Origin of the sequence: Planococcus plakortidis, from assembly GCF_001687605.2 — a bacterium.
Classification (GTDB): domain Bacteria; phylum Bacillota; class Bacilli; order Bacillales_A; family Planococcaceae; genus Planococcus; species Planococcus plakortidis.
The window spans coordinates 2,662,124-2,677,740 of sequence record NZ_CP016539.2 but is presented as its reverse complement, the minus strand read 5'-3'; the positions used below and the strand labels follow the sequence as shown (position 1 = coordinate 2,677,740).

Here is a 15,617-nt window from a genome sequence, read left to right as displayed (position 1 = left end):
TCTGAAGAGGGCCTTTTTGTGTCCTCCTCAAACCCGAACAACCATTATAAACACAGGAGGAATTGACAATGACAAACTTCAAACCAGAAACTCTTCTATTACACGGCGGCCAAGAACCGGATCCAGTGACAGGCGCTCGCGGCGTACCGGTCCATAAAACGACTTCTTATGTATTCAAAGATACTGAGCACGCACAGAACCTATTCGGCTTGAAAGAGACAGGTAATATCTATTCGCGCATCATGAACCCGACAGTCGATGTATTCGAACAGCGCGTCGCTCTTCTTGAAGGCGGGACCGCTGCAGTAGCTTTGTCGTCAGGAATGGCAGCCATCGCCTTCTCCGTGTTGAATATAGCGGAAGCGGGAGATGAAATTGTTGCTGATAGCAATTTGTACGGCGGCACTTACAACTTATTCGCCAACACATTGCCGCGCTACGGCATTAACGTAAAATTCGTCGATGCGACCGACCCTGAAAATTTCCGCGCAGCGATCACGGACAAGACAAAAGCCTTGTTCGGCGAAATCATCGGAAATCCGAGCTTGAACGTCTTCGATGTGGAACGTGTGGCGGATATCGCGCATGAAAATGGCGTACCGCTGTTGATCGATAATACATTCGCATCGCCTTTTGTCAGCAACCCGATTGAATTCGGCGCAGACGTGGTCATTCATTCCGCCACGAAATGGATCGGCGGGCACGGGACGACGATCGGCGGCGTAGCAGTCGATGCAGGACGTTTCAACTGGGACAACCCGCGCTTCCCGAATTACACGGAACCGGATGAAACATACCACGGCATCCGCTTTGGAATCGATGTGCCGGAAGCCGCATTCGCGACGAAATTGCGTGTCCAGCTGTTGCGTGATTTCGGGCCATCGCTCAGTGCGGACAGCGCCCATGCACTGCTCCAGGGACTTGAAACTTTACATCTCCGGATTCCTCGCCACGCGACGAACGCACAAAAAGTCGCGGAATACTTGAATGGCCATCCGCAAGTCGAATGGGTCAATTACCTCGGGCTTGAAGGGCATCCATCCAAGGAACTTGCAGATAAATATCTGAAAGACAGCTACGGTTCGATCGTCAACTTCGGTATCAAAGGCGGGCGGGAAGCCGGCCGCAAAGTGATCGACGGTGTCAATTTATGGTCTCACGTGGCGAATGTCGGCGATGCCAAATCATTGATCATTCATCCGGCCTCAACGACACATCAGCAATTGACAGCAGAAGAACTGAAAAACAGTGGCGTCACGGAAGAATTGATCCGTCTGTCTGTAGGACTGGAAAACCATGAAGATTTAATCGCTGATTTGGAACAAGCGATCCAAGCGGCAGTACTCGAGAACGCGTAAGGAGGGATTGGGATGACGACAGTATCCATCGGCCAGCTGACACTTGAATCAGGTCAATTATTGCCCGAAGTGGAATTAGCGTATGAACGCGTCGGAAACAGTTCTGCACCGGCGATTCTGGTTTGCCATGCGTTGACGGGCGATCAATATGCAGTGGGAACTGCAGATCAACCGGGCTGGTGGGCAGGGCTGATCGGCCCGGGGAAAGCGGTGGATACCGGGCAGTTCCAAGTCATCACTTTCAATGTACTCGGCGGCTGCAGCGGTTCGACAGGCCCGCTTTCGGTCAACCCGGAAACCGGTGAACCTTACCGTGCGGCATTTCCTGAACTGACGATCCGCGATATGGTGAGAGCGGAGAAAAAGGCGCTGGAGGCGCTGGAGATCGACCACCTTGCAGCAGTGATCGGTGGATCTCTCGGAGGCATGAAAACCTTGGAGTGGGCCAGGTTGTACCCTGAGTTTCTGGATACGGCAATAACACTTGCAGTGACACCGTATTATGGGGACTATGGTGTAGCGTTCAACCATATCGGCATCCAGGCGATCGAAAACGATCCGGAATTCGAATCAGGGAATTATATATCGGGAACACGGCTGAAAGGCTTTGAAATCGCACGCATGGCCGGCATGGTGACATACCGGAGTGGCCAATTGTTCAATGGGCGCTTTGGGCGCGCCCGTTGCGGAGAGGATTTCGAGGTTCAATCCTATTTGGATTATCAAGGGCGCAAGCTGGCAGGGCGCTTCGACCCGAACAGCTATCTCGTTTTGCTGAAAGCGATGAATTCCCATGATGTAGAAGATGCGGAACTGGACACTGAACTGCTATCGATTTCCTATAGCCACGACTTATTGTATCCGGGAGAATTGATGATTCCTTGGGTCGAAGCCCAGCCGAATGCCAAATGGGAGAAAATCGAAACGGATTTTGGCCACGATGGATTCTTGGTGGAATTCGAAAAATGGGCACATCACGTCCAGGCGCAACTGCGGAAAACGGTGAATGCCAAAAGCCGCGTATTAGCATAAACCTGTTCATTAAAAAAGATCGAAGCCTATACGGCTTCGATCTTTTTTGCGTTTCGTCAATCCTCGTCTTTAATATCGATGTCATCGGGGATTGGCGTCGCGCGCCACTCTTCCAGCTCAAGTTTGGCGATTTCGAGCTGTTGGAAATGGCTTTCGAATTGGGAGGTGTTGATCAAGTATTGTTCTCCGTCGTGGACTGCGCGAATCCGGCCTTCAAGTACATAGCGGTTGACTTGCTCTTCCGGCATCGACAAAAAAGCGGCAGTTTCCGGGACTGTCATATACATGCGATCGCCTCCTCTTTTCTTCTATTATAATCTTATTTACAGCCTATCTCAAACCATCCGCGCCATGTTATCTTTAGGAGGTGCCAAAGGATTTCCAGAATCTAGTGCAAGAAAGGCGATTTTTCCAGCATGCTTTTCAAAAAGAATATTTTATACCATAGAGATAGAAAGCGGTGGAAGCTGATGCAAATAAAGGCATACATATGGGTGTTAGTTGCGGCAATGCTTTGGGGGACCACAGGGACTGCCCAGACTTTTCTGGTGGGGGAAGCCCATCCGTTGACGATCGGTGCGGCACGTCTCGCGATTGGGGGCTTCGGCCTTTTGGTGTTCGTGTGGATGTCAGGGAGATTGAAAGGTGTACGGATCCCATGGTTTTGGATCGGGCTTTCGGCGTTGTGCATGGCCCTGTTCCAGCCGTTCTTTTTTTCGTCGGTGCAATTGACGGGAGTGGCGATCGGAACGGTCGTGGCAATCGGCAGCGCGCCGGCTTTTTCGGGAATATTGGAAGCGCTCGTATTGAAGCGCAAACCCGATCGCGTGTGGGTATTTTCGAGCGTCTTATCGGTCGCCGGCTGTATTTTGCTTTTTGCGAACCGGGATAGTTATATTGTCGACCCGCTCGGAGTGGCGCTGGCCCTGCTCGCCGGGTTGGCGTTTGCGGGATACGCCATGTTCAGCAAAAATGTATTGGGCCTCATGGACGTGGTGCCTGCGGTGGCTGTGATCTTTTCATTGAGCGGCATCGGCTTATTGCCGTTCCTGATTTTCCTGGATATCGGTTATTTGGCTGAACCCCAGAACTTGATGATCGTGGCTTATCTGGGCCTTGCAGCGACAAGTCTTGCCTATCTATTATTCTCGAGCGGGCTGAAAGCCATCCCCTCCTCATCAGCGGTCACTTTATCGCTTGCCGAACCGCTGACGGCTTCCGTATTGGGAGTGGCTGTTGTCGGCGAAGCATTGAGCGGGCAATCGTGGATCGGAGTGATGCTGCTGCTCGGCGGCATTGCGCTGCTGGCATTCGGCAAAAACCGCAAAGCTTAAGAATTTCTTCAGAATTTGAGTGGTCTTCGCTTAAGAATTTCAATTTATACTTAAGCCAGAAATGAAAAGAGGTGGAACGTGTGGAACAATTGACAGTGATGGTGGCGGATGATGACCAGGAAATCCGGGAAGGGATCGGCATCTATCTGAAAAATGAAGGCTTTCTGGTAGTAGGGGCAGCAGATGGCCAGGAAGCGCTCGATTTGCTGGAAACGACGCAAGTGCATCTGGTCATCATGGATATCATGATGCCGAAGCTTGACGGCATCCATTCAACATTCAAGATTCGTGAAAAACGCAATATCCCGATCATCATGCTGAGTGCGAGAAGCGAGGATTCCGATAAGATCCACGGGTTGTCGATCGGTGCGGACGATTATGTGACTAAGCCATTCCACCCGATGGAATTGATGGCGCGGGTGAAATCGCAACTCAGACGTTACGTGACTCTTGGGGATTATGAGCAGTCGGGCCATACACTTGAAATCGACGGATTGAGGCTGGATTCAGAGTCGAAAACGGTGGCGGTAGACGGCGCAGAAATCCGTATGACACCGACAGAGTTCAATATAACAGAGTTGTTGATGCAGCATCCTGGCCGTGTCTTTTCCATCGGTGAGATCTACGAACGGGTCTGGCGGGAGCCGGCATATAATGCAGAAAACATCGTCGCTGTACATATCCGTAAAATCCGGGAGAAGATCGAAGCGGATCCGAAAAATCCGCGGTATGTAAAGGTGGTGTGGGGCATTGGCTACAAAATGGAAAAATGATCTTTGGTCGGTTGCTGCGATTGCAGTTGCTGTGATCTGTCTCGTCTACTGCTCTTCTTTTATTTTGGACTTTGTCATCAAGTCACCGGAAGATTTGCTCGCCACACTCCGCCACTTAACAAAAGGAGAACTATAATATGAAGAAATGGATGTGGCTTGCAGGCATTTCCTTGTTGCTCTTGTGCGTATGGACCGTCGTGGAAAAAGGGGCGGGTTATTTTGGCAAAGCTTACACGGACACAGAAGCTTTTCATTACGATTTTGCCAGGTTTACGGAAGGGTTGCTGCTGTTCGAACTGGCTCCGCCGAATGCCACGGTCGATCAATCGGTCGCTTCCTGGGAAATCGACCAATACCGCATGGATCACAATTCCTTGACTGACCAGATTCAGGCGGTCCGGGATCAATATGCGGATGCGGTTTCAGCAGCTGAAAAAGAAGGCGATAGCTCTTTAGTGGAAGAATTGAAAGCACAGCGCACAGAGGAAATTTCGGCTGTTCGTGAAGAATTTTCCGACGACGAGGCAGCGAAAACAGCCATTATCGAGCAACGTGAAGCGGATTACGAGGAAGCACTGGGGCAATTGGCTGCACAGAAAACCCAATTTGAAGGCCAAGCTTCGGGCTATACCTATCAATTAAGGGATTTGGATAGCGGTGAAGTATTCACAAAAGGCACCATCAACGATGAACCTTTTTTCGAACAGGTATATTCTGCACAAGAGCCGCTTTATTTCAGCAATGGTTATTGGAGTTTTGACTTTCCGTATGATGGTGCCAATCGCACGCTGGCAGATAAGCGTTTTTCAGGGGTCATCCAAATACCGGAAAAGGGAGTAGCGGGGGCATCGGTAATCAGCGGGATAAACCAATTCCAGCTGCTCAAGTTCTTCCTGTATTTTTTGTTGGCAGCAGCAACAGCCGGTGCATGGTGGCTATTCAAAAAGCGCCCGGTCCGGACAGCCTGGTATACGGAATTAACCAGCTATCGCAAATGGCAAAAACTTGCCGTCGAGTGGAAACTCATCGGGTTCATCATCTCGGCTATGTTCGCCTTGGCTGCTGCGAACCATTTCGCGGCAGTGTTGACAAGGCCGTGGGAAGCTGGGAATGGCTCTTTACTGGAAGTCTTCATCGCACTGGCATGCGCGGTGCTGTTCCTATCGCTAAGCATGTTGCAGGCAATCTGGCTATGGCAGCATTTCGGCAACTGGAGTTGCTTTAAAGAAGAGATTCTGCAAAGTTTCACTGTTTCCCAGATCTATTCGGCGAAAGATGCCTTTCTCAACCGGACAATCGGTTTTCAGATGGCCTGGGTGCTCGCAGTGGTATTTTTATGGGGAGCGGGGACTGCGCTCATGGCATTTCAACCGGTCTTGCTTATCGTCTGGGTGCCGGCTACATTATTGATCGGGCTGCCGTCGCTGCTGTTTTTGATGACGCGCTTCGGTTATTTGAACCGGCTGCTTCAAGGGACGGAACAGCTTGCTGCGGGAAGATTGGGAGCGGAACTGAAAGTGAAAGGCAAATCGCCGCTTGCCCGCCATGCCGCTCATTTGAATATGTTGCGGGAGGGCTACAAGGAGTCGGTCTCGGAGCAAGCAAAGAGCGAGCGTTTGAAAACGGAACTGATCACCAATGTCAGCCATGACCTCCGCACGCCGCTGACATCGATCATCACCTACACGGATTTGCTGAAGAACGAGGACCTTGGAAACGAAGAACGGCGGAAATATATCGATATTCTTGACCGGAAATCGGAGCGGTTGAAAGTGTTGATTGAAGATTTATTCGAAGTGTCGAAAATGGCCAGCGGCAACGCGGAAATCGCAAAACAACAGCTGGATATGAAACAGTTGTTGATGCAGGCCTTGGCGGAACATGAGGAAGCGGTGCAGGAAGCCGGGCTCGATGTCCGCATCACGGCGCCGGGCCACCCGGTGTATGCTTCAGTCGATGGGCAGAAATGGTGGCGGCTGATCGATAACTTGATCCTGAACGCCACCAAATATTCATTGCCGGGGAGCCGCGTCTATATTGGGCTGACAGAAGGGGCAGGTGAACTGGCCATGACGATGAAAAACGTCACGCGCTATGAACTGGGCGACAATATCGAAGAATTGCTCGAACGTTTCAAGCGGGGAGACACTTCGCGGCAGACCGAGGGTTCAGGGCTTGGGCTCGCCATCGCCCAATCCATCGTCGACCTTCACGGCGGCCAGATGAAGCTCGCAGTAGATGGGGACTTGTTCAAGGTCACCGTCCTGCTGCCGAATCAGCAATAGATGAATGAACACAAATAACCGCCGATGGGGCTTCCCGTCGGCGGTTTTTGCCAAACCTTGTTTCATTTTAAAAATTAAATGGGGGTCGGGGACGTAATGGCGCCGGATTGCGTTTAGGAAAAATATAAGAGGGGATAATAAAAATGAACCATTAACTTGTAAAGGAGATGACACATTTGAATGATGTAACCAATTCATTCCAGAATGTCGGGAATACGATCATCAACTACATCCCGAACATTCTAGGCGCCCTGTTATTGCTCGTCGTCGCGTGGCTCGTCGCTACGATCGTCAGAGCGATCTTCTCGAAAGGGCTGAAAAAAATCGGTGCTGACAACGCCATGGTAAAAGGACATATGGCTAAAACGAAGGAAGACGCAGATGACAAACTGGACTCTATCGGGAAAATTCTTTATTATTTGATTTTCATCCTGTTCATTCCTAGTGTATTGCAAGCACTCGATATGCACAATGTCGCCCAGCCGATCTCGAACATGATGGACAAGTTCCTGGCGTTCCTGCCGAACCTGTTCATGGCGATCCTGATCTTGGTGATCGGGTACTTTATCGCGAAATTCGTCAAGAAGTTGGTCGAGAGCTTATTGGCCACGATGAACATCGACAAATGGTTCAATAAGATGACCAATAAATCCGGAACGAACGAGCGGGTGGCGCCAAGCGACCAAAACACGCTAGCTAAAGTCCTGGCGAATGTGGTCTTTGTCATCGTCTTGATCCCGATCGTTACGGTAGCGCTTGAAACCCTGAACATCGAATCGATTTCGCAACCGATCGTCTCGATGCTTAACCAAGTGCTGGGAATGATCCCGAATATCTTTGTCGGCATCATCCTCATCCTTGCCGGCGTCTTCATCGCGAAATTCGTCGCGGATTTGCTGATCGGCCTGTTGAACGGCACGGGCATCAACCGCTTCTCGTCTTATTTAAGTCCTGACAAGACGAAAGAACCATCGTTCGATATCGCGCAGATCATCGGCAAGGTCGTCCAGGCGATCATCATCATCTTCTTCGTCGTCGAAGCCATGAATGTCTTGCAGCTGGATGTGTTGAACTCCATCGGTAATGCAGTCATCGCATACTTGCCGCTATTGATCAGCTCCTTGATCATCCTCGGGCTTGGGCTTATCGGGGCAGCATGCTTGGGAATTACATCACCCGTGCGTCAGGCAATAGATTATTCGGGGGCATCGTGAAATATGCCATCTTCATCATTGCCATTTTCATGACGCTCGACCAATTGAACTTCGCTTCCAATATCGTCAACCTGGCATTCCTGTTCATCATTGCAGGGCTCGCAGTCGCTTTCGCCATTGCCTTCGGGATTGGCGGCCGCGACTTCGCGAAAAACCAATTGGCTAAAATGGAAAAGAAAATGAAAGAGGAAGACAATAAACCGAATATGTAAGCTATCTTCTGCTGCGCCCGGCATATGCCGGGCGCATTTTTTATGCAAATATATGGCGCTAGGGCGGGAAGGAGAGAAAAACCCACGACGAAATGAATAATTAAACATCGATATACATATCAACTGTAAGAAAAATCCTCTTATATTTTGAATGAAATATATATTTATATAATATACTTGATCTTTGGGAAAATGAGTCACAACACAAAAGTAGAAGGAACTAAGGGATAAAAAGCTTAGTTTTACGAACCAAATGGAAATGATATAGGACTAAAAGGTTATTGATATAATTGTTTAAATTTTATAAAAATTCAGTTGACTATCATTTATGCAAGCGGTTACAATCAAAGGAGTTATCATGATAATAATTTTAAAGGGGGATCGCTTGAGTGAAACCTGAGCGAACGCTCAGTCTGGGGTGTATGAAAAGAGAGATTTCACCATATTGGAGGAGAAAACATGAAAGCTTACAAAAAGGAAGTGCAATTTACCATTTGGATGACAGCGGCGTTTATTCTGGTAGGGAACGTCGGCTTGATCTTTTCCATTTTCCCGGTAGATGCCATGCTGTTCGGCTTTCCGGTCATGTATATCGTACCTATTTTAATGGGATGGTTCGGCGTGTTCCTGTTGACGCTTGTCGCAGGGAAGATCGGCAACCGGATCGATGATGAGATTGAAAGAGAAAACGACACGCTCGGCCATGCCGACGAAGTAAAGGAAGTGTAAGCGATGGAGCAGAGTTGGCAACTGGATAATCCAATACTTGGGCTTGTGGTCGTAGGTGCGACCTTTGTCTTGTTCTATATCGTCGGTTTCATTTCGAACCGCCAAAGCAAATCAGCGAAAGAACTGTACGTGGGCGGATCGAACGTCGGGGCGATCACGAATGGCTTGGCGATGGCCGCAACATATATGAGTTTGGCGACTTTCTTGGGCATTACCGCACTTATTCTACAATTGCAGGTTCCTTTTATCATGTTGTGGATTCAATTGATTTTGGCCATTCCATTGATCACGATCATTTACGGTACGAGTTTGCGCCGCATGGGCGCGTTTTCGCCGACCCATTTCATCCGTGACCGTTATGGCAAGACAGCGTCCATCATCGCTGCGTTGTTCATGATCCTTGTCTCGATCATGTATGCGCTCGGCCAGATGATCGGTATCGCGATCACCTTTGAAACCTTGCTTGGCATCCCGTATATCACCGGTCTATTCATTTTCGGGATTTTGATTGTCGGGTATATCACGATCGGCGGAATGGCGGGAGCAACGAACAATGCCGCCATCCAGATGGTCATCATTGCGTTGATGTTCATCGTGCCGCTTGCTGCCATCATGAAAGCGATCGGTGCTTCGGGGTGGTATTTCCCGCCATTGCTCTATTCGGACATGGTGCCGGCAATGATGGATGCGTTGCCATCATTCTTTGATTACCAATTCTCGCCGAAATGGTATTTCTCCATCATTCCGGCACTGACGATCGGGGCGCTCGGTTTGCCTCACTTGGCGATGCGTGTTTACACGGCTTCTTCATTAAAGAGTGCGCGCTCCGCGATGGTTTGGTTCGCGTTCATTCTCGGTTTGGTGTTCTCTGCGACATATGCGATGGGCTTTGTCGGCGTCTTTGCGACAACTACGCAAGGCGTGACGATTTCCGATGCGGATGCCGATAAACTAACGATCATCTTGAACATGGTCTATAACCCGGAATGGGTCACGGCGCTTGTCATTGCCGGTGCAATCTCAGCGGGCCTTTCGACACTCAGCGGCAACTTGCTGGCGATCGGTGCGTTGATTTCACAGGATATCATCTCGACATTGAAACCGAACATCTCGCAGCGCTTGAACTTACGCATCGGCTTCATCGCGATTTTCGCCGGTGGGATCGCGAGTATCCTGCTTGCGATTAACCCGCCAGCTTTCCTAGTCGTCAGTATCCTATGGGCCTTCGGTTTGGCAGGTGTCACCAATGCGCCGCTGATCATTGTCGGCGTCTGGTGGAAAGAAGCGAATAAATTCGGTGCGATCGTGGCATCTGTTGTTGGCGGGGCGCTCTACATCATCGTCTCTCCATTCGTGTTCCCGAGCATTGTCTTGACGGGGCATGGGGTGACGGACGGCATGGGGCTTTCCGGGGCGATGCTTGCGGTGCCAGTCAGCTTTATTCTATTGATCGTGGTGTCTTATATCACGAACCGCATGCCGTCACTTTCCGGGAAATTGACGAAGCAAGCCGATATCGAATTGATCGAGCGCATCCATGGCTGGAAAGATATCAAAGCTTACCGTTACAACAGCACGCTTGGGGCGGGGATTACGGTTATCGTCTCCGCTGCTGTGGCAATCTGGGCGTTAATGCCTTGGGGAATGTAAATGATAAAGGGAGTGTCAAAGTTGGTTGGAAAAATGATTAGCCTGGATGATCCATCTTACCGGTCATTCCTGGAATTACCGAAAACCGAAACGGTGAGCCGGCTATTGCTGCTCGTCGTGGGGCTGGGCTACGGCGCGATTTCGATCGCGTCGCAAGCCTCATACATAAGCAGTTTCGATTCCGCTTTACTGCAGAACTTCCTTGTTCCTGCAATCTTCATCCTCTTCGGGATCTTGACGGCGTTCATTACGAAAGTCGGTATGGCAGCGCTGCTGTGGGCAGGGTCCAAGGCATTGGGCGGAACTGCGAAGTACCGCGCTGTCAGCTTGGTGACTCCGGTTGCGCTATTGCCGGGACTGCTCGGCGCCCCGTATTTGGCGGGGCTAGGCGGCGGGTCGGTATGGGTGAATCTGTTCCTTGTCGCCGGCATAATCTGGATGTACCTGGTCGGTGTCAAGATCGTCCAAGTAGTCCAAGGGTTTTCGGCAACGAAGGCGTATCTGTCTGCCGGCATGGCGTTCCTGTTTCTGGCAAGTATCTATTATTTGGTCATCCCTGCGAGTTGAATGCAAAAAGGAGGAAATTAAATGAATGTTGAACAATTGATTGCGCCTGAACAATACAATATCACTTCTGAATTGGAAGCATACAAGAACGATGCCGAACGGATTGCGGTGCGCTGGTTCGATGCGGATAATAACCGGGTCGACCTTTCCTATCAGAAGCTGTTTTCGGAAATGAACCAGTATGCGCAGGCCCTGATGAATCTGGGCCTGGAAAAAGGCGACCGGGTCTTGATCATTTTGCCGCGTATCCCGGAAGCGTACATTACGTATTTGGCTTGTTTGCGTGCAGGGCTTGTCGCGATTCCATGTTCTGAAATGCTGCGCAAAAAAGATTTGAGCTACCGCATGGAGCATTCCGGCGCGAAAGCGATCATCGCGCATTATAAAACGACAGCTGAAACGAATTCCATTGAAGAGAACTACGCTGCGTTGGACAATAAATTGATTGTCGGCGGTAAAGAAGAAGGGTGGAAGTCGCTGGAAGAATTAGCTTCCGCTGAATCGGCAGAATTCGAAGCGGTCGTTACGGACCGCGAAGACATGGCGTTTCTATCTTATACTTCCGGAACGACCGGCAATCCCAAAGGCGTGGTCCATGTCCACGGATGGGGCTATGCGCATGTGCGGACAGCTGCGACTGAATGGCTCGGCGTGCAAAGCGGCGACATCGTTTGGGCAACGGCAGCCCCGGGCTGGCAGAAGTGGATTTGGAGCCCATTCCTTTCGACGATTACGCTTGGGGCGACGGCACTCGTCTATAACGGCGGATTCGATGCACTGAAATACCTGGATATCCTCGAGGAAGAAAAAGTCAATGTGCTGTGCTGCACGCCGACTGAATACCGCATCATGGCAAAGGTCGAAAATTTGAAGGAGTATAAATTACCTCATTTGCGCAGTGCGGTTTCTGCTGGCGAGCCGCTCAATCGTCAAGTAATCGATGCCTTCCAGGACGCATTCCACTTGAATGTCCGTGATGGTTACGGCCAGACGGAAAATACTTTGCTCGTGTGTATCCTGCAGGATATGGACATGAAGCCGGGGGCAATGGGCAAACCGACGCCAGGAAATCCGGTGGAGATCATCAATGAGGACGGACAGCCCGCAGCGCCTGGGGAAGTCGGCGATATTGCCGTACACAAAAGTTGCCCGGCACTGTTCCGTGAATATTACCGGGATCCGGAACGGACGCAAGCGTCTTTCCGCGGTGATTGGTATTTGACGGGCGACCAGGCTTCACGCGATGAAGACGGCTATTTCTGGTTTGAAGGACGCAGCGATGACATCATCATTTCTTCGGGTTATACGATCGGGCCGTTCGAAGTGGAAGATGCGCTGATGAAGCACCCCTCCGTGCAGGAATGCGCAGTCGTCGCAGCTCCAGATGAAATCCGGGGCAATATTGTCAAGGCGTTCGTCGTCTTGCGGGACGGAGGCAAACAGGATGAGGCGATGGTCAAGGAATTACAGGATCATGTCAAAGGAATTACCGCCCCTTACAAATACCCGCGTGTCATTGAGTTCTTGACGGAACTTCCGAAAACGACTTCCGGAAAGATCCGCCGTGTGGAATTGCGTAAGATGAACGCTTAGAAAAGCAAGCCGCGCTGAAACCAGCGCGGCTTTTTCGATGCTGTTTAAGATGTTCGGCTTTCGTCAATATATATAGGTAGGCGGACATAAGAAAAAATAGGAGTCCAGACGTTCAGAAGGGGGCCACCTATGGAGCAGTGGATTACATCGGTAATGGAGAATTACGGCTATTTCGGGATTTTCCTGCTTATTTTGCTGGAAAACGTATTCCCGCCGGTGCCTTCGGAAGTGGTGTTGACGGCCGGGGGATTTATGACATCGACGACCAGCCTCACTGTATGGGGAGTCATCCTGTCGGCCACGGCAGGATCGGTTGCCGGGGCTGTCATGCTCTATGGGCTCGGCCTTTTATTGGATGTCGAACGGCTGGAGCGAATCATCGAAAAACACGGCAATTGGCTGCGCCTCAAAAAAGCGGATCTCCATAAAGCGGATCGCTGGTTCGATCGCTTCGGGGGATTCGCCGTATTCATCGGGCGGCTCATTCCGCTGGTCCGCAGCCTTATATCGATTCCAGCTGGCATGTCCAATATGAAATTCGTTTTATTCCTGGCCTTTACGACAGCCGGCACCTTGATCTGGAACACAGTGCTCGTCTACGTCGGGCGCGCTGTCGGTGAAAACCGGGAAGAAATTCTGCAGCAATTGGGCGTTTATTCGAATAGTGTCTATGTTTTGCTTACCATCGGCGCCATCGCCGGTTTGTGGATGTACAAAAAAAGGCGCGGCGGCGGGCGGTGAATCTTTTGCGATAGGAAAGCTAATCAGGAGAAGGGTGGAGGAACTTCATGAAACCGATTTTATTCATTACCCAAAAATTGCCAGAACAAGTAGTGGCGGATCTGCAGGAGGCCTACGAAGTGCGGATGTGGCCGGAAGAGGAGCGCAATGCGCCACGTGAAAAATTGCTTGAAGAAGTGAAGGAAGCACATGCGCTATGGACCATGCTCGGTGACCGAATTGACCGGGAACTGTTCGAAGCGGCACCCAACTTGAAAATCGTCGCGAATCTGGCGGTTGGCTATAATAACATCGATCTTGATGCAGCAAGAGAACATAAAGTGATTGTCACCAATACGCCGGATGTCTTGACCGAAACGACAGCTGATCTGACATTCGCGTTGATGCTGGCGACCGCCCGCCGCTTGGTCGAAGCGGAAAAGACGGTCAGAAACGGCGAATGGAAAGCCTGGACGCCGATGGGATTGACCGGGCAGAATGTGCACGGCACGACTGTCGGGATTATCGGCATGGGGCGGATCGGAGAAGCGGTCTGCATGCGGGCGCAAGGTTTCAATATGGAAGTCATCTACCATAACCGGACGCGCAAAAGCCTGGAAGAGGCGCAATATGCGGAACTTGACGACCTGCTGAAGCGCTCGGATTTCGTGGTGATCCTTGCGCCGCTGACCGAACAGACGAAAGGCATGATCGGTGAACGCGAACTGTCCTTGATGAAAGATACCGCGATCCTCATCAATTGCGGCAGAGGCGGAATCGTCGACGAACGGGCTCTATACGAGGCGTTGAAAAGTAAATCCATTTGGGGAGCAGGGTTAGATGTGTTCGAGCAAGAGCCGCTGCCATTGGACCATCCGCTTCAAACGCTCGACAATTTAACGGTCACGCCGCATATTGGCAGCGCAACAGTACAGACGCGCTATGCGATGATGCAATTGAACAAAGAGGCGCTCCAAGCTTGCGCGAATCACAAACCCGTCAAGAACCGGGTTTGTTAACACTGGCAGTCCCGGCGGCAACCGGGGCTGTTTTTTTATTGGCGCTCGTTGGGGGGCAAGGCAAGTTGAATTTTTTTGCGCACTGGGGTAAAATAGGCTAGGTTTTTCCTGTATCAAAGGAATGGGCCAAATCGAAAATCAGGAGGTATGATTCATGCAAAATCATACACATAATGTCTTACTGTACTACCTATACACCCCGATCGAAAATCCGGAAGAGTTTGCGGCCGAGCATTTGGCAGCCTGCAAGGAAATCGGGTTGAAAGGCCGTATCCTCGTCTCCCGCGAAGGAATCAACGGCACATGCTCCGGCACGATCGAGCAAACCGAACAATACATGGAGATGGTGAAGAGCGATCCGCGCTTTGCTGACATCGTCTTTAAAATCGACGAAGCGGATGGCCATGCTTTCAAAAAAATGCACGTCCGTGCGAAAAAAGAAATTGTCCACCTAGGACTTGAAGATGATATCAACCCGAACGAATTGACCGGCAATTATCTGGAGCCGGAAGAATTTTATAAATTGATGCAGGACCAGGATACAGTCGTTATCGATGCACGCAACGATTATGAGTACGACTTGGGCCATTTCCGCGGTGCGGTGCGCCCTGATGTGGAAACTTTCCGCGATTTGCCGAACTGGATACAGGAAAACAAAGAGCAGTTCGAAGGCAAGAAGATTTTGACGTATTGCACAGGGGGCATCCGCTGTGAAAAATTCTCGGGCTGGCTGAAACGCGAAGGCTTCGAGGACGTCAACCAGCTACACGGCGGCATCGTCATGTACGGCAAGGATCCGGAAGTGCAAGGCAAGCTTTGGGACGGGCAATTGTACGTCTTTGATGAGCGTATCGCTGTACCGGTCAACCGTGTCGAGCATACCATTGTCGGGAAAGACCATTTCACGGGCGAGCCTTGTGAACGCTACGTCAATTGCGCGAACCCGGAATGCAACGCGAAAATTCTGTGCTCTGAAGAAAACGAGCACAAATACATGCGTTCGTGTTCGGACGACTGCCGCGAGCATCCGCGCAACCGCTATGCTTTTGAGCACGGCTTGACAGGGGAGCAGGTACAACAGCGCCTCGAGGCATTGAAAGAAACTGCACAATAAGAAATCGAAAAAGCCTG

General features: G+C 50.7%; 15 protein-coding genes. 14 read left to right on the top strand and 1 reads right to left on the bottom strand.

What is annotated here, in order from left to right; all coding sequences use genetic code 11:
* The first annotated feature begins 68 nt into the window (after positions 1-68).
* Both BBI15_RS13370 and metX read left to right on the top strand, forming a co-directional pair.
* On the top strand, positions 69-1,358 hold the full coding sequence (locus tag BBI15_RS13370; protein WP_068870256.1) for an O-acetylhomoserine aminocarboxypropyltransferase/cysteine synthase family protein: 1,290 nt from the start codon (positions 69-71) through the stop codon (positions 1,356-1,358).
* Between the two features lie 12 nt (positions 1,359-1,370).
* On the top strand, positions 1,371-2,390 hold the full coding sequence (metX, locus tag BBI15_RS13365) for a homoserine O-acetyltransferase MetX (protein WP_068870254.1): 1,020 nt from the start codon (positions 1,371-1,373) through the stop codon (positions 2,388-2,390).
* A 56-nt stretch (positions 2,391-2,446) separates the two neighbouring features.
* On the opposite strand, the gene BBI15_RS13360 is transcribed toward metX, so the two are convergent.
* Positions 2,447-2,677 carry a helix-turn-helix domain-containing protein gene (locus tag BBI15_RS13360; RefSeq protein ID WP_068870250.1) on the bottom strand — a complete coding sequence of 77 codons (231 nt, stop codon included), beginning with the start codon at positions 2,675-2,677 and terminating at the stop codon, positions 2,447-2,449.
* Between the two features lie 183 nt (positions 2,678-2,860).
* Here BBI15_RS13360 and BBI15_RS13355 point away from each other — a divergent pair, with 183 nt between their 5' ends.
* From BBI15_RS13355 to trhO, 12 genes are all read left to right on the top strand, one after another.
* The gene (locus BBI15_RS13355; RefSeq protein ID WP_068870248.1) at positions 2,861-3,724 is read left to right on the top strand and encodes an EamA family transporter; all 864 of its coding nucleotides are present in this window, start codon (positions 2,861-2,863) and stop codon (positions 3,722-3,724) included.
* 80 nt (positions 3,725-3,804) lie between these two features.
* Positions 3,805-4,497 (top strand): response regulator transcription factor, encoded by a 693-nt coding sequence (locus BBI15_RS13350; protein ID WP_068870246.1) that lies wholly within the window; start codon positions 3,805-3,807, stop codon positions 4,495-4,497.
* A gap of 137 nt (positions 4,498-4,634) precedes the next feature.
* Positions 4,635-6,782 (top strand): sensor histidine kinase, encoded by a 2,148-nt coding sequence (locus BBI15_RS13345; protein WP_068870244.1) that lies wholly within the window; start codon positions 4,635-4,637, stop codon positions 6,780-6,782.
* Positions 6,783-6,958: 176 nt separating this feature from the next.
* Positions 6,959-7,996, top strand: coding sequence for a mechanosensitive ion channel (locus BBI15_RS13340; protein ID WP_237150873.1), 1,038 nt, complete (start codon positions 6,959-6,961; stop codon positions 7,994-7,996).
* Positions 7,993-8,208 (top strand): hypothetical protein, encoded by a 216-nt coding sequence (locus tag BBI15_RS16700; protein WP_237150872.1) that lies wholly within the window; start codon positions 7,993-7,995, stop codon positions 8,206-8,208. The genes BBI15_RS13340 and BBI15_RS16700 overlap by 4 nt, the downstream gene beginning before the upstream one ends.
* Before the next feature lie 459 nt (positions 8,209-8,667).
* A complete protein-coding gene (locus tag BBI15_RS13335) occupies positions 8,668-8,937 on the top strand; it encodes a hypothetical protein (protein ID WP_068870242.1) in 270 nt (89 codons plus the stop codon).
* Positions 8,938-8,940: 3 nt separating this feature from the next.
* Complete coding sequence (locus BBI15_RS13330) at positions 8,941-10,587, top strand: solute symporter family protein (RefSeq protein WP_068870240.1); 1,647 nt, start codon at positions 8,941-8,943, stop codon at positions 10,585-10,587.
* Positions 10,588-10,599: 12 nt separating this feature from the next.
* Positions 10,600-11,154, top strand: coding sequence for a hypothetical protein (locus tag BBI15_RS13325; RefSeq protein ID WP_237150871.1), 555 nt, complete (start codon positions 10,600-10,602; stop codon positions 11,152-11,154).
* Positions 11,155-11,175: 21 nt separating this feature from the next.
* Complete coding sequence (mbcS, locus tag BBI15_RS13320) at positions 11,176-12,747, top strand: acyl-CoA synthetase MbcS (protein WP_068870236.1); 1,572 nt, start codon at positions 11,176-11,178, stop codon at positions 12,745-12,747.
* Between the two features lie 129 nt (positions 12,748-12,876).
* A complete protein-coding gene (locus BBI15_RS13315; protein ID WP_068870234.1) occupies positions 12,877-13,488 on the top strand; it encodes a DedA family protein in 612 nt (203 codons plus the stop codon).
* A 47-nt stretch (positions 13,489-13,535) separates the two neighbouring features.
* On the top strand, positions 13,536-14,486 hold the full coding sequence (locus BBI15_RS13310) for a 2-hydroxyacid dehydrogenase (RefSeq protein ID WP_068870233.1): 951 nt from the start codon (positions 13,536-13,538) through the stop codon (positions 14,484-14,486).
* Positions 14,487-14,640: 154 nt separating this feature from the next.
* The gene (gene trhO / locus BBI15_RS13305; RefSeq protein ID WP_068870231.1) at positions 14,641-15,600 is read left to right on the top strand and encodes an oxygen-dependent tRNA uridine(34) hydroxylase TrhO; all 960 of its coding nucleotides are present in this window, start codon (positions 14,641-14,643) and stop codon (positions 15,598-15,600) included.
* Positions 15,601-15,617: the final 17 nt, after the last annotated feature.

Excerpts from the sequence above, each read along its gene's own strand:
- BBI15_RS13370 (WP_068870256.1), top strand. The coding sequence starts at position 69 with ATGACAAACTTCAAACCAGAAACTCTTCTATTACACGGCGGCCAAGAA.
- metX (WP_068870254.1), top strand. The coding sequence starts at position 1,371 with ATGACGACAGTATCCATCGGCCAGCTGACACTTGAATCAGGTCAATTA.
- BBI15_RS13360 (WP_068870250.1), bottom strand. The coding sequence starts at position 2,677 with ATGTATATGACAGTCCCGGAAACTGCCGCTTTTTTGTCGATGCCGGAA.
- BBI15_RS13355 (WP_068870248.1), top strand. The coding sequence starts at position 2,861 with ATGCAAATAAAGGCATACATATGGGTGTTAGTTGCGGCAATGCTTTGG.
- BBI15_RS13345 (WP_068870244.1), top strand. The coding sequence starts at position 4,635 with ATGAAGAAATGGATGTGGCTTGCAGGCATTTCCTTGTTGCTCTTGTGC.
- BBI15_RS13335 (WP_068870242.1), top strand. The coding sequence starts at position 8,668 with ATGAAAGCTTACAAAAAGGAAGTGCAATTTACCATTTGGATGACAGCG.
- BBI15_RS13330 (WP_068870240.1), top strand. The coding sequence starts at position 8,941 with ATGGAGCAGAGTTGGCAACTGGATAATCCAATACTTGGGCTTGTGGTC.
- mbcS (WP_068870236.1), top strand. The coding sequence starts at position 11,176 with ATGAATGTTGAACAATTGATTGCGCCTGAACAATACAATATCACTTCT.
- BBI15_RS13315 (WP_068870234.1), top strand. The coding sequence starts at position 12,877 with ATGGAGCAGTGGATTACATCGGTAATGGAGAATTACGGCTATTTCGGG.
- BBI15_RS13310 (WP_068870233.1), top strand. The coding sequence starts at position 13,536 with ATGAAACCGATTTTATTCATTACCCAAAAATTGCCAGAACAAGTAGTG.
- trhO (WP_068870231.1), top strand. The coding sequence starts at position 14,641 with ATGCAAAATCATACACATAATGTCTTACTGTACTACCTATACACCCCG.